10 protein-coding genes and 4 pseudogenes are annotated in these 13,622 nt (G+C 51.0%); 5 read left to right on the top strand and 9 right to left on the bottom strand.

What is annotated here, in order from left to right; all coding sequences use genetic code 11:
• A pseudogene (locus ACVCAM_RS24885) lies at positions 1-2,219 on the bottom strand (Tn3-like element Tn3 family transposase); the annotation flags it as partial.
• 64 nt (positions 2,220-2,283) lie between these two features.
• Between ACVCAM_RS24885 and ACVCAM_RS24880 the strand changes: the two are divergent.
• On the top strand, positions 2,284-2,577 hold the full coding sequence (locus ACVCAM_RS24880; protein ID WP_116961751.1) for a WbuC family cupin fold metalloprotein: 294 nt from the start codon (positions 2,284-2,286) through the stop codon (positions 2,575-2,577).
• 46 nt (positions 2,578-2,623) lie between these two features.
• On the opposite strand, the gene ACVCAM_RS24875 is transcribed toward ACVCAM_RS24880, so the two are convergent.
• From ACVCAM_RS24875 to ACVCAM_RS24865, 3 genes and pseudogenes are all read right to left on the bottom strand, one after another.
• Positions 2,624-3,499 (bottom strand): extended-spectrum class A beta-lactamase CTX-M-15, encoded by an 876-nt coding sequence (locus ACVCAM_RS24875; RefSeq protein ID WP_000239590.1) that lies wholly within the window; start codon positions 3,497-3,499, stop codon positions 2,624-2,626.
• A gap of 255 nt (positions 3,500-3,754) precedes the next feature.
• Complete coding sequence (locus tag ACVCAM_RS24870) at positions 3,755-5,017, bottom strand: IS1380-like element ISEcp1 family transposase (RefSeq protein WP_000608644.1); 1,263 nt, start codon at positions 5,015-5,017, stop codon at positions 3,755-3,757.
• Positions 5,018-5,210: 193 nt separating this feature from the next.
• Positions 5,211-5,417, bottom strand: a pseudogene (locus ACVCAM_RS24865) (DUF4158 domain-containing protein); the annotation flags it as partial.
• 163 nt (positions 5,418-5,580) lie between these two features.
• Between ACVCAM_RS24865 and ACVCAM_RS24860 the strand changes: the two are divergent.
• The 3 genes and pseudogenes from ACVCAM_RS24860 to ACVCAM_RS24850 form a co-directional block, all read left to right on the top strand.
• Positions 5,581-6,138 carry a recombinase family protein gene (locus tag ACVCAM_RS24860; protein WP_001235713.1) on the top strand — a complete coding sequence of 186 codons (558 nt, stop codon included), beginning with the start codon at positions 5,581-5,583 and terminating at the stop codon, positions 6,136-6,138.
• 182 nt (positions 6,139-6,320) lie between these two features.
• Positions 6,321-7,181, top strand: a complete 861-nt coding sequence (locus ACVCAM_RS24855; protein ID WP_000027057.1) for a broad-spectrum class A beta-lactamase TEM-1 — start codon at positions 6,321-6,323, stop codon at positions 7,179-7,181.
• Positions 7,182-7,390: 209 nt separating this feature from the next.
• A pseudogene (locus tag ACVCAM_RS24850) lies at positions 7,391-7,795 on the top strand (IS91 family transposase); the annotation flags it as partial.
• A 106-nt stretch (positions 7,796-7,901) separates the two neighbouring features.
• Here ACVCAM_RS24850 and ACVCAM_RS24845 read toward each other — a convergent pair.
• From ACVCAM_RS24845 to sul2, 3 genes are read right to left on the bottom strand one after another with little or no spacing between them, the layout of a single operon-like run.
• Entirely contained in the window at positions 7,902-8,738 is an 837-nt protein-coding gene (locus ACVCAM_RS24845; protein ID WP_000480968.1) for an aminoglycoside O-phosphotransferase APH(6)-Id, read from the bottom strand.
• Entirely contained in the window at positions 8,738-9,541 is an 804-nt protein-coding gene (aph(3'')-Ib, locus tag ACVCAM_RS24840) for an aminoglycoside O-phosphotransferase APH(3'')-Ib (RefSeq protein WP_001082319.1), read from the bottom strand. The genes ACVCAM_RS24845 and aph(3'')-Ib overlap by 1 nt, the downstream gene beginning before the upstream one ends.
• A 60-nt stretch (positions 9,542-9,601) precedes the next feature.
• Positions 9,602-10,417, bottom strand: coding sequence for a sulfonamide-resistant dihydropteroate synthase Sul2 (gene sul2, locus ACVCAM_RS24835; RefSeq protein ID WP_001043260.1), 816 nt, complete (start codon positions 10,415-10,417; stop codon positions 9,602-9,604).
• 329 nt (positions 10,418-10,746) lie between these two features.
• Between sul2 and ACVCAM_RS24830 the strand changes: the two are divergent.
• A pseudogene (locus tag ACVCAM_RS24830) lies at positions 10,747-10,851 on the top strand (Arm DNA-binding domain-containing protein); the annotation flags it as partial.
• A 253-nt stretch (positions 10,852-11,104) separates the two neighbouring features.
• Here ACVCAM_RS24830 and ACVCAM_RS24825 read toward each other — a convergent pair.
• Positions 11,105-12,109 carry an IS110-like element IS5075 family transposase gene (locus tag ACVCAM_RS24825; protein ID WP_000427619.1) on the bottom strand — a complete coding sequence of 335 codons (1,005 nt, stop codon included), beginning with the start codon at positions 12,107-12,109 and terminating at the stop codon, positions 11,105-11,107.
• Between the two features lie 78 nt (positions 12,110-12,187).
• Positions 12,188-13,622 (bottom strand): Tn3 family transposase (locus ACVCAM_RS24820; RefSeq protein WP_406549284.1); only part of this gene is annotated, 1,435 nt, incomplete at its 5' end.

Below are 13,622 nucleotides of genomic sequence, written 5' to 3'. Positions count from 1 at the left end.
TCTGATTGCCCTCTGGCAATATCATTCAGCACGCCATAGTCGGCATCATGGTCCATTCGCCAGAAAACCGAAGCACCGGCATCAGCCAGGCGTGGAGAAAACTGGTATCCCAGCAGCCAGAAAAGGCCAAAGACAAGTTCGCTGGCACCTGCTGTATCGGTCATAATTTCGGTTGGATTCAGCCCGGTCTCCTGTTCCAGAAGACCTTCCAGCACAAAGATAGAGTCCCTCAGCGTCCCCGGTATAACGATGCCATGAAAGCCGGAATACTGATCGGACACAAAGTTGTACCAGGTGATCCCTCTGTTATTACCAAAGTATTTGCGGTTCGGTCCGGCATTGATTGTTCTGACTGGCGTAACAAAGCGCATTCCATCTGCAGATGCCACTTCTCCTCCACCCCATATCTGTGCCAGTGGCAGCGTTGCCTGAAAATCAACCAGTCTGGCATTAGCGCTGGTGATAGTTTCAGCCCGCAGATAGTTCGCTTTTGTCCAGTTCAGCCGGTGTCGGGTCAGTGCAGGAACATTTGATCTGATCAGTGGTTCCAGACCGATATTGCAGGCTTCAGCCATCAGCACGGCGCTGATGCTGACGGGCAGATCATCAACTCTGGCACTGGCTTCACTAGCATGGAAAAACTCATCAGCAAATCCGGTATGGGCGTTAATTTCGAGCAGCAACTCCGTTAAATCCACCGGAGGGAGTAGATCACTGATCATTTTGCTCAGTCGTTTCAGACTGTCCGGCTCATCAAGACTGGCGAGGGGAGAAATTGTCAACCGGGGCTTCGGGCCAGAAACATCGAGTTCGACAGCCTCATTTTCGCAAAGACGTGCAGCAACCTGTCTGTAACGACTATCAAGCTGATGACCCAGAGATTTTATTGCTTCCTGCGGGTCTGTCGGGTGCCCCAAAGAACGATAAACCTTAATCCGGTTTGCCTGCCAGTCAGCACCCTGTAGTAATCTTGCACGAGGATCTCCCCACCGGTTACTGCCGGTAACGTAGACATCCCTCCGCCTCAGACTATCCTGCAGTTTACTGAGAAAGCAGAGCGTGTATCCCCTGCGGGTGATATGTTTTTCCTTGTTAATCACCAGCCGTTTCCATGACCGACTGATAATTTCCGTTGGTGCGTCGTCAAAAAACTGCCGCCGTGAGCTGAACTCCCGGCTGAGGTAGTCACAGGCATTCAGAGTGGTAACCCCGGCAGGTGCGGATGAAAATTTAACGGTATTCAGCAGATGGGGCAGGAAACGACGAACGCGCCCGTACTGCTCCACCATTTCTTCATGAAAATTATCGTCTGAGGGCCGGGCAATTTCACGGACAAGCGTGATGATTTCAGCCAGCTTTTGCCTTGGGATGTAGCTGAACACCTCAGCACGAATCGATTCGTCCGGTGTTTCTTCTTTCAGCAGGTACGAACATGCGCTGGCGAGCGCCAATGCAGATTTATCCAGATCCTTCAGCGAGCGGAGCCGTTTTTTCTGCCCAATCTTTCTGGCGTCACGGATGATAACGGCCAGCATGGCGTCCAGAACGTCCAATGCATCATCCAGCGCCAGCGTTTCCCATGCAAGGACAAAGGCAACCAGAACCGCCATCCTTTTCTGCGGTGACATCCTGGCAATATTGAACACCGAAGTCATACCAGCATAACGTGCGAGATTTTTCAGGCGCACAGCCGGGAGTGTACTCAGGTTTTCAGCATGCAGGCCAAAATCGTTCAGAGTTTTCCAGCGTTCAATTGCTTCATTAAACGCCGGACCACTGATGGTCACAGGGCCCTTTTTCAGTGATTCCAGTAAAGACAGGCGGCTGCAATCAGTTGGCCCCAGCAGCATCTCCAGCTGTGAACGCTGTTCGGCTGACGGTATCAGTGCCAGTTTGTTCCACAGGCGCAACGTCGCCTTTTCCCTTACCTCTGAAATCAACCGGGTCAGCGTAGTGGCTCCGGGGAGAATAATACGATGTTGCATAAGCCACCCTGTCGCCAGATCGAAAAGCAGGCCAGGACGTTCGTTGCTTATCCAGCTCCGGGTATATAAAAGACGGGTAAGGCGAAATGTCCAGGGCCAGGCAAATTCACGATACTGATAGTGCTGACGTATCAGCGCTGCATGCTCACGGCGGGTATTTTCCCTCTGACCGTATTCTGCAAGAACGGTGATATCACGAATCCCGAGCTGTCTGGCGGTAAAATGCCGGACGCCGGAAGGAATATGACCTGGGACCTACGTGCGCCCGCACCGACACCCTCACACCTTCGAGCTACTGTTGCCATTAAGGGGTCGTTTCGTGGTGCTGAATTTTGACGATCGGGGTACCGTCACCCATCGGGCGATATTGGGGGAAACCTGTACGGTGCTGGAGATGGCCGCAGGAACCTGGCATGCCGTGCTGTCGCTGGATACCGGTGGCATAATTTTTGAAGTAAAACACGGTGGCTATCAACCCGTGGCTGCCGATGACTATGCGCACTGGGCTCCAGCGGAAGGAGAACCAGGAACCACGGAGCTTATGGCCTGGTATGCGCAAGCGCAGGTGGGCGACAGCACTTTTGCCGTCTAAGGCGATAAACAAAAACGGAATGAGTTTCCCCATTCCGTTTCCGCTATTACAAACCGTCGGTGACGATTTTAGCCGCCGACGCTAATACATCGCGACGGCTTTCTGCCTTAGGTTGAGGCTGGGTGAAGTAAGTGACCAGAATCAGCGGCGCACGATCTTTTGGCCAGATCACCGCGATATCGTTGGTGGTGCCATAGCCACCGCTGCCGGTTTTATCCCCCACAACCCAGGAAGCAGGCAGTCCAGCCTGAATGCTCGCTGCACCGGTGGTATTGCCTTTCATCCATGTCACCAGCTGCGCCCGTTGGCTGTCGCCCAATGCTTTACCCAGCGTCAGATTCCGCAGAGTTTGCGCCATTGCCCGAGGTGAAGTGGTATCACGCGGATCGCCCGGAATGGCGGTGTTTAACGTCGGCTCGGTACGGTCGAGACGGAACGTTTCGTCTCCCAGCTGTCGGGCGAACGCGGTGACGCTAGCCGGGCCGCCAACGTGAGCAATCAGCTTATTCATCGCCACGTTATCGCTGTACTGTAGCGCGGCCGCGCTAAGCTCAGCCAGTGACATCGTCCCATTGACGTGCTTTTCCGCAATCGGATTATAGTTAACAAGGTCAGATTTTTTGATCTCAACTCGCTGATTTAACAGATTCGGTTCGCTTTCACTTTTCTTCAGCACCGCGGCCGCGGCCATCACTTTACTGGTGCTGCACATCGCAAAGCGCTCATCAGCACGATAAAGTATTTGCGAATTATCTGCTGTGTTAATCAATGCCACACCCAGTCTGCCTCCCGACTGCCGCTCTAATTCGGCAAGTTTTTGCTGTACGTCCGCCGTTTGCGCATACAGCGGCACACTTCCTAACAACAGCGTGACGGTTGCCGTCGCCATCAGCGTGAACTGGCGCAGTGATTTTTTAACCATGGGATTCCTTATTCTGGAAGATACGAAATAACAACAACATGAATAGTCCCTAAATTCCACGTGTGTTTTTTATTAGCTTCAAAAATCACTATTTCACGAAGAATTTAGACTGCTTCTCACACATTGTAACATTATTTACAACCACCTTTCAATCATTTTTGATAAATCATTGATTTCATCTTTGCTGCAATGATACTTAATAAACTCTGCAAGTTATCCACAGAGCAACACTCAATTTTATTGATGATATTCTTATTATACCAGACATTTTTCATACACTCCCTTGTACGGATAGTTTTCCGACAACTTCATGATTACATATCTTGCGGTTTTGATTATTTTTGCTGCAAGAAATACATACTTCAAACGAAAGGTCTTTATTTGCTGTCTGTATTCTGAAGAGTCCAAGGAATCAAACTTGAACAACAAAAATAGGTTATATGAAAGCATCATCATTTGAAACACGGCTTCATTCGCCCAAAATGACTTTAGCAAGAGATGACCCACCGCCATGTCGTATTTGGCTTCTTTGATATAGTTTTCAGCATTACCACGCTTTTCATAGTATATAACTACTTTTTCAGAAAGCAAGGTAGTATTTGTTACAAAGAAAAAGTAGTCGTATTCGGAACCTTCTAAAAGTGATAATTGTGCTCTTTCTTTTTCTGGTTTCAGTACGCGAGATACGACAAATCTTCTGTCTTTTTCCCATTTAACTAATTTTGTATACAGTTCTGTAGTTTCTCTACCTTCTTCTCCTTTAACGAATACAATTGATGAATTCGTTGCTTGTGAGGTGAGTGTAGAATAACTTTTGGCTTTAATTAAATATTTGCATCCAAGAGATTCTATCGTTTCGATAATTTTTTCATCAAAGTAGCCACTATCCATTCGAAATAAAATTTCTAAATCGTCTGATTTGATGTTAGCAACAATTTCTTTGATCATTTCCGCAGCACCGTTTGCAGTGTAAGTATTGCCACTTCTTACAAATCCGGTAACATATGCTTTTAATTCGTCGCAAAATGCAAATTGGATATTGTAGCATCGGTTTCCCAGTTTCTTAGGATTATATCCTTTTGACGCACCTTCTTGATGACCTTCTACGTTAATTACACTACTATCAATATCAATCGTAATGGATGTCAATTTACTTTTAGTGAGCAGTTTTTTAAAGACTTTAAAATTAATGTCTCTAAACATTTGGGTTGTCTTGAAGTTGAAGTTTCCTAGAAACCGTGACACTGTTTCAGGTTCTTTTACGGAAATATCAAACTCGTTGACGAGGGGATCATTTTGAAGTAGCTTTAGACGTTCTAACTTATCAATGCCAATGAAGTGACCGCAGAGCATGGTCTTTATATGATTCATCTTGATTTTATTTGTTGAGTCATTATCAAATACGAGGTCATTTTCAATAAAATCAAAAATCCCATTGCTTTTTGCATTCTCAAGGAGCAGAAAAAGACCTGCATTTGATGTTAGATTCTTAGCTTTGAAATCAATTTTATTAATCATAATTAGAACCCCTTTTTACTACTTTTCTTACTATTATTTTACCATATATCGAGTCATAAAAGCTGATAATTTAACATATTTTTGAGCACTTTTCTTTCACCCAATGGGTGAAAGCTGAATTTCGAAGGAATGCATATTTATCAAGGCTTTGATTATGCTTTTTGAAGTACTGACGTAGAATCTAGGTATGATTCATATCGGTGAGGAAGGTGCCCAGAAAACGGACACATCCAATTTGCAGGGCAATGCCCAGACGGTTGTGATCACCTCTGCTTTTTCCGATAAATTCCTTGTCTGCTTCATCAAGGTGAAAATATCGTGCCAGCTGAAGCTCATCCGGTTCACCGGTGAATCTGCCATAGCTTTCAGTCTGCTCAGTGGTCAGAAAGTCAACGGGCATATCGGCCTCCCTGCCTGACGGGCATTTAGTAACATTTTTCCAACCGTACGAAATGTTATAAATTATCGGACATCGTAAAACTGTTACATTAATATGTCTATTAAATCGTAAATTTGTAATAATAGACATGAGTTGTCCGATATTCGATTTAAGGTACATTTTTATGCGACTTTTTGGTTACGCTCGGGTCTCAACCAGTCAGCAGTCTCTTGATCTTCAGGTCAGAGCACTCAAAGACGCAGGTGTGAAAGCAAACCGTATATTTACCGATAAGGCATCCGGCAGTTCAACAGACCGGGAAGGGCTGGATTTGCTGAGGATGAAGGTGGAGGAAGGTGATGTCATTCTGGTTAAGAAGCTCGACCGTCTTGGCCGCGACACTGCCGATATGATCCAACTGATAAAGGAATTTGACGCTCAGGGCGTGGCAGTCCGGTTCATTGATGACGGGATCAGTACCGACGGTGATATGGGGCAAATGGTGGTCACCATCCTGTCGGCTGTGGCACAGGCTGAACGCCGGAGGATCCTAGAACGCACGAATGAGGGCCGACAGGAAGCAAAGCTGAAAGGAATCAAATTTGGCCGCAGGCGTACCGTGGACAGGAACGTCGTGCTGACGCTTCATCAGAAGGGCACTGGTGCAACGGAAATTGCTCATCAGCTCAGTATTGCCCGCTCCACGGTTTATAAAATTCTTGAAGACGAAAGGGCCTCGTGATACGCCTATTTTTATAGGTTAATGTCATGATAATAATGGTTTCTTAGACGTCAGGTGGCACTTTTCGGGGAAATGTGCGCGGAACCCCTATTTGTTTATTTTTCTAAATACATTCAAATATGTATCCGCTCATGAGACAATAACCCTGGTAAATGCTTCAATAATATTGAAAAAGGAAGAGTATGAGTATTCAACATTTTCGTGTCGCCCTTATTCCCTTTTTTGCGGCATTTTGCCTTCCTGTTTTTGCTCACCCAGAAACGCTGGTGAAAGTAAAAGATGCTGAAGATCAGTTGGGTGCACGAGTGGGTTACATCGAACTGGATCTCAACAGCGGTAAGATCCTTGAGAGTTTTCGCCCCGAAGAACGTTTTCCAATGATGAGCACTTTTAAAGTTCTGCTATGTGGTGCGGTATTATCCCGTGTTGACGCCGGGCAAGAGCAACTCGGTCGCCGCATACACTATTCTCAGAATGACTTGGTTGAGTACTCACCAGTCACAGAAAAGCATCTTACGGATGGCATGACAGTAAGAGAATTATGCAGTGCTGCCATAACCATGAGTGATAACACTGCTGCCAACTTACTTCTGACAACGATCGGAGGACCGAAGGAGCTAACCGCTTTTTTGCACAACATGGGGGATCATGTAACTCGCCTTGATCGTTGGGAACCGGAGCTGAATGAAGCCATACCAAACGACGAGCGTGACACCACGATGCCTGCAGCAATGGCAACAACGTTGCGCAAACTATTAACTGGCGAACTACTTACTCTAGCTTCCCGGCAACAATTAATAGACTGGATGGAGGCGGATAAAGTTGCAGGACCACTTCTGCGCTCGGCCCTTCCGGCTGGCTGGTTTATTGCTGATAAATCTGGAGCCGGTGAGCGTGGGTCTCGCGGTATCATTGCAGCACTGGGGCCAGATGGTAAGCCCTCCCGTATCGTAGTTATCTACACGACGGGGAGTCAGGCAACTATGGATGAACGAAATAGACAGATCGCTGAGATAGGTGCCTCACTGATTAAGCATTGGTAACTGTCAGACCAAGTTTACTCATATATACTTTAGATTGATTTAAAACTTCATTTTTAATTTAAAAGGATCTAGGTGAAGATCCTTTTTGATAATCTCATGACCAAAATCCCTTAACGTGAGTTTTCGTTCCACTGAGCGTCAGACCCCTAAAAGAACTTTCCGCTAAGCGATAGACTGTATGTAAACACAGTATTGCAAGGACGCGGAACATGCCTCATGTGGCGGCCAGGACGGCCAGCCGGGATCGGGATACTGGTCGTTACCAGAGCCACCGACCCGAGCAAACCCTTCTCTATCAGATCGTTGACGAGTATTACCCGGCATTCGCTGCGCTTATGGCAGAGCAGGGAAAGGAATTGCCGGGCTATGTGCAACGGGAATTTGAAGAATTTCTCCAATGCGGGCGGCTGGAGCATGGCTTTCTACGGGTTCGCTGCGAGTCTTGCCACGCCGAGCACCTGGTCGCTTTCAGCTGTAAGCGTCGCGGTTTCTGCCCGAGCTGTGGGGCGCGGCGGATGGCCGAAAGTGCCGCCTTGCTGGTTGATGAAGTACTGCCTGAACAACCCATGCGTCAGTGGGTGTTGAGCTTCCCGTTTCAGCTGCGTTTCCTGTTTGGGGTCGTTTGCGGGAAGGGGCGGAATCCTACGCTAAGGCTTTGGCCAGCGATATTCTCCGGTGAGATTGATGTGTTCCCAGGGGATAGGAGAAGTCGCTTGATATCTAGTATGACGTCTGTCGCACCTGCTTGATCGCGGCCGCGATAGCTAGATCGCGTTGCTCCTCTTCTCCATCCGCGTTCCAAGCTGCGGAAAGGCACCCATAAGCGTACGCCTGGTCGAGCAGGCGACGCGGATCGACGTCCAGCGCACGAGAGAATGCGTCCGCCATCTGTGCAATGCGTCTAGGATCGAGACAAAGGTCGTCTCTGTCAGCCGGATCGTAGAACATATTGGCGGCGCCAAAGCCCACTTCACCGACCAGACCGACGGGATCTATCACCAGCCAGCCGCGACTGGAGAACATGATGTTTTCATGATGCAGATCGCCATGTAGCCCACGCAGTTCCGAGGCATTGCTCATCATTTGATCGGCTATAATCGCCGCGTGGACGTAGTCAGTTTGACAACCTGCGTTTTGATCATCGCGCGCCCGCTGAAACAAAGCTGCAAAGCGATCCCGGATCGGGAGAAGGGCAGAAGGCAGGGGTTCCTCAGATGCGGCATACAGCTTCGCCATTAGTTCCGCTGCAATTTCGGTCGCCTGGTAGTCGCCGTGCTCGGCAACGATGTGAGAGAGCATTCGCTCCCCGGCATATTCGAGCAACATCAGATTGTTCTCACGACCGAGCAACCGGACTGCTCCCCTCCCATTGCGCCATACCAGATAGTCGGCCCCGCGCAGTTCATCAGCAATGTCTTCTATAGGTTTCAATCCCTTGACGATTGCAGGAGTCCCGTCTGGCAATGAAACTTTCCAAACGAGGCTGGAAAAGGTGTCCGCAATGAGAACAGGTTGCGAAACGTGCCAATGAGCAGGAAAAACAGGCGGCATGAACATCAACCCCAAGTCAGAGGGTCCAATCGCAGATAGAAGGCAAGGCGTTCGCGGTCGGGGGCTTCGATCCCCAATACATTGAATAGGACAGCGAAGGCGCGCTCTGCTTCATCTGGCGCTGCCCAGTTCTCTTCGGCGTTAGCAATCATGAGTGCCAAATCGGCATAGCGATCTGCTGTTCCGAGCCGCCCAAGGTCGATCAGACCCGTGCATTGAAGAGTTTTAGGGTCCACCATGAAGTTCGGCATGCAGGGATCACCATGGCAAACAACCATATCGGTGCGCTCTTGGTCGAGCCGCACCGGTAGCTCTCGTTCGACACGAGCCAAAAGATCGAGCTGCGGCGTACTCTTGTCCTCGTCCGGTAAGAAGTCGGGATTGACGGCATTGCGGGACACCACATCAACGGCGCGTCCGAACATTCGCGACAGCCTGCGCTCAAACGGACATTGATCAACCGATAGGCTGTGAACAGCGCCAAGTTGCTGCCCCATTGACGGCCACGCTTTGAGCAAATCCGCTCCAGACAGATCAGCCGCCGGTACTCCCGGAATTGCCGTTATCACCAAGCATGCACCCTCCTGTTCCTCCTGCCAGTTGATGACCTCGGGGCAAGCCACACCTCGACCTTTGAGCCAAATGAGGCGGTCACGCTCTCCAGCGAGCTCACCGCGGCGGGAAGCAGGTGCGATTTTCGCGAAGGCATGCCCGTCACCACGTCGAAAAACAAAATCACCAGATTCTCCGCCTCTGACAGGCAACCAGTCAGAATGCGATTCACCAAAAAAAATATTAGTTCGATTCAATGGAGGTTCCTTCAGTTTTCTGATGAAGCGCGAATATAGAGAAATATCCCGAATGTGCAGTTAACGAATTCTTGCGGTTTCTTTCAGCGCCGCCAATACCGCCAGCCCGTCGCGCAAGGGGCGCGGCTCGTGTGTGCGGATGAAGTCAGCTCCACCTGCGGCGGCGGCAAGCTCTGCAGCGAGTGTCGCGGCCCCGACATCCCCCGGACCACGGCCTGTGAGCGCGCGCAGAAAGGATTTGCGCGAAACAGACAGAAGCACCGGCAAATCGAAGCGCAGCCGCAATTCATCGAACCGCGCCAGCACCGAGAGCGAGGTTTCGGGAGCAGCCCCCAGAAAAAACCCCATGCCGGGATCAAGGACAAGGCGGTTGCGTTTGATACCGGCACCCGTCAGCGCCGCGATGCGCGCGTCAAAGAACGCCGCAATGTGATCCATGATGTCGCCAGCGGGTGCCTCGCGCCGATCTGCCTGCCCGTCTTGCACCGAATGCATAACGACGAGTTTGGCAGATGATTTCGCCAATTGCGGATAGAACGCAGCGTCTGGAAAACCGCGAATATCATTGAGATAGGCCACACCACGCGACAAGGCATAGGCTTGCGTCGCGGGTTGATAACTGTCGAGCGAGACGGGAATGCCATCTGCCTTGAGCGCGTCCAGCACCGGCGCGATACGCGCGATTTCTGTGTCGGACGAAACAGGCGCGGCGTCGGGATTGCTGGATGCCGGACCGAGGTCGATCACATCTGCCCCCTCGGCCATCAGCTTACGCGCCTGCGCAATGGCTGCGTCTGGCGCCAGATACCGGCCTCCATCGGAGAAACTGTCCGAGGTTATGTTGACGATGCCGAAAATGATGAGCGATTTATTCATGGGGGCTTCTATAATAATAATAATCGAGCATGAGTCTCATACGGATGCTCGGGTCGAAAGGGAATCCCCAGGCGAGTAACCTGTTTGCGGTGCTCCATTAGCTGCAGGAGCAGAATAGCATACATCTGGAAGCAAAGCCAGGAAAGCGGCCTATGGAGCTGTGCGGCAGCGCTCAGTAGGCAATTTTTCAAAATATTGTTAAGCCTTTTCTGAGCATGGTATTTTTCATGGTATTACCAATTAGCAGGAAAATAAGCCATTGAATATAAAAGATAAAAATGTCTTGTTTACAATAGAGTGGGTATCGGAGACGAAGAAGGACAAGGTACATGCTGACCGATACCAAGCTGCGCAATCTCAAGCCCAGGGACAAACTCTACAAAGTGAATGACCGGGAAGGTCTCTATGTGGGGGTCGCCTCAGAAAACGGAATCTATGGTCACTCCCGTTTTTGCAACACCGATTTTGACGACAAGTTGGCTTGCTTGAATCTATCCGGCGTCTGAATGGGATTTTATTCCCGCGCCTCGATGAGTTCCGCGCCTGATGAACCTCCAGAAAATATACGGCTTCAATGAGCCTTTCCGTTTTACAGGTTCCTCAACAGGCCGGTGGGCCGTTAGTATCATCAATATCAGTATTCGCAAAACCAGATGAATGATTGTTTAAACTGGTGTATTTCTGCCTTTATGCTTCGTAAGTTTGCTGTCGCGCCGTCAGTGCCCAGGCTATTCTGGCCAGCTTGTTTGCCAGAGCACAGGTGACGACAAAGTTGCTTTTCCGACACAACAACTCCCTGACCCAGTCGGCCAACTTGCCAGACTGGTGTTCCAGTTTTTGTATGAATACCCTGGCACACTGAACCAACAAAGTTCGGATCTTTTTGTTGCCCCGCTTGCTAATCCCTAACAATGTCGTCCGACCTCCCGTGCTGTACTGTCGGGGTACCAGCCCTGTTGCCGCCGCAAAGTCACGGCTGCTGGCGTACTGCTTCCCGTCGCCAATCTCAGTTGAAATAGTACTGGCAGTCAGCGTTCCAACGCAGGGAATACTCAGCAAGCGCTGTCCAACCTCATCTTCGTCCAACTTTCGTTTCAACTGAGATTCCAGATCTTTAATCTGCTCAACAAGATAGTGATAATGCTGTTGTAATTTCAGCAGTAACTGGCTGAGATAAAGAGGCAAACTACTGTCCTCAAGAAGGGTACTCAGTCGACTAATAACGGCAGCACCTCGCGGAACGCTGATACCAAATTCCAGCAGAAAAGCATGCATCTGATTAGTTGTTTTCACCTTATCCTGAACCAGGGATTCACGGACACGATGCAGAGCTCGCATTGCCTGCTGAGATTCGGTTCTGGGCTGCACGAAACGCATAGATGGACGTGATGCTGCTTCACAGATAGCTTCAGCATCAACGAAGTCATTTTTGTTGCTTTTAACGAATGGGCGGACAAATTGCGGTGATATCAGCTTTGGAAAATGCCCTAACTCTTCCAGCTTGCGTGCCATAAAGTGAGAACCGCCACAGGCTTCCATCGCGATGGTTGTTGCCGGGCATGTCGCCAGAAATTCGATTAGCTTTGGTCGGGTGAATTTTTTACGGTAAACGGCCTTCCCACGATGATCCTGACAATGAATATGGAAAGAGTTCTTACCCAGATCGATACCAATAAGCGCAATGTTTTCCATGATGGTTCTCCGAATGAAAGCCTGCCCTCAGCATAGTACTGGGAAGGAGGGAGTGACCATCTCATTAAATAAAGCACGCTAAGCCGGTTGCAGCGGTCGTAGCGGCCTGAACTTGCCCGCGCCGATCTTGGCGCTGCTGCGCCAGAGGTAATCGCCGGTGAGGTTGATGTGCTCCCAACCGAGCGGCGACAGGTACTGCAACAGCGCGTCATCAACGGCATGGCCGTTGCCACGCAGCGCGTGCGCAGCCCGTTCCAGATAGACCGTGTTCCACAACACGACGGCAGCCGTTACCAGATTGAGGCCGCTAGCCCGGTAGCGCTGCTGCTCGAAACTGCGGTCGCGGATTTCACCCAGGCGGTTGAAAAACACTGCCCTGGCCAGCGCATTGCGCGCCTCGCCCTTGTTCAGGCCGGCATGCACGCGGCGGCGCAGTTCCACGCTTTGCAGCCAGTCCAGGATGAACAGCGTGCGCTCGATGCGGCCCAGCTCGCGGAGCGCCACGGCCAGGCCGTTCTGGCGTGGGTAGCTGCCGAGCTTTCGGAGCATCAGGGAGGCCGTCACCGTGCCCTGCTTGATCGAGGTGGCCAGCCGCAGGATTTCGTCCCAATGGGCGCGGACGTGCTTGATGTTGAGCGTGCCGCCGATCATGGGTTTCAGCGCGTCATAGGCGGCGTCGCCCTTCGGGATGTAGAGCTTGGTGTCGCCCAGGTCGCGGATGCGCGGCGCGAAGCGGAAGCCCAGGAGGTGCATCAGGGCGAAGACGTGATCGGTGAAGCCCGCCGTGTCGGTGTAATGCTCCTCGATCCGCAAGTCGGACTCGTGGTACAGCAGGCCGTCGAGCACGTAGGTCGAATCGCGCACGCCGACGTTCACGACCTTGGTGTGAAATGGCGCGTACTGGTCAGAAATGTGGGTGTAGAACGTCCGCCCTGGGCTGCTCCCGTATTTCGGGTTGATGTGGCCGGTGCTCTCGGCCTTGCTGCCGGTGCGGAAGTTCTGGCCGTCCGACGATGAGGTGGTGCCGTCGCCCCAGTGCTCGGCGAAGGGATGGCGGAACTGTGCGTTGACCAGATCGGCCAGCGCCGCCCCGTAGGTTTCGTCGCGGATGTGCCAGGCTTGCAGCCAAGCCAGCTTGGCGTAGGTCGTGCCGGGGCAAGACTCCGCCATCTTGGTCAGGCCCAGGTTGATCGCGTCGGCGAGGATCGTGGTCAGCAACAGGTTCTTGTCTTTGGCCGGGTCGCCCGATTTCAGATGCGCGAAATGCCGAGTGAAGCCCGTCCATTCGTCCACCTCCAGCAGCAGTTCGGTGATCTTGACGTGCGGCAGGATCATTGCCGTCTGGTCGATCAGCGCTTGGGCGGTGTCGGGTACCGCCGCGTCGAGCGGCGTGATCTTCAAGCCTGACTCGGTGATGATGGCGTCCGGCAGCTCGTTGGCCGTCGCCATACGGTTGACGGTGGCAAGCTGTGTTTCCAGCAGCGTCAGCCGGTCGTTCAGGTACCGGTTGCAG

The organism is Enterobacter sp. CFEC122 (assembly GCF_052983755.1).
Note: the sequence above shows the minus strand (reverse complement) of the source record. Positions and strands in the feature narration are given on the sequence as shown.

What these genes read in the sequence shown, in the direction of transcription:
- ACVCAM_RS24870 (WP_000608644.1), bottom strand. Translation starts at nt 5,017, where the DNA reads ATGATTAATAAAATTGATTTCAAAGCTAAGAATCTAACATCAAATGCA.
- ACVCAM_RS24855 (WP_000027057.1), top strand. Translation starts at nt 6,321, where the DNA reads ATGAGTATTCAACATTTTCGTGTCGCCCTTATTCCCTTTTTTGCGGCA.
- ACVCAM_RS24875 (WP_000239590.1), bottom strand. Translation starts at nt 3,499, where the DNA reads ATGGTTAAAAAATCACTGCGCCAGTTCACGCTGATGGCGACGGCAACC.
- ACVCAM_RS24845 (WP_000480968.1), bottom strand. Translation starts at nt 8,738, where the DNA reads ATGTTCATGCCGCCTGTTTTTCCTGCTCATTGGCACGTTTCGCAACCT.
- ACVCAM_RS24860 (WP_001235713.1), top strand. Translation starts at nt 5,581, where the DNA reads ATGCGACTTTTTGGTTACGCTCGGGTCTCAACCAGTCAGCAGTCTCTT.
- sul2 (WP_001043260.1), bottom strand. Translation starts at nt 10,417, where the DNA reads ATGAATAAATCGCTCATCATTTTCGGCATCGTCAACATAACCTCGGAC.
- ACVCAM_RS24825 (WP_000427619.1), bottom strand. Translation starts at nt 12,109, where the DNA reads ATGGAAAACATTGCGCTTATTGGTATCGATCTGGGTAAGAACTCTTTC.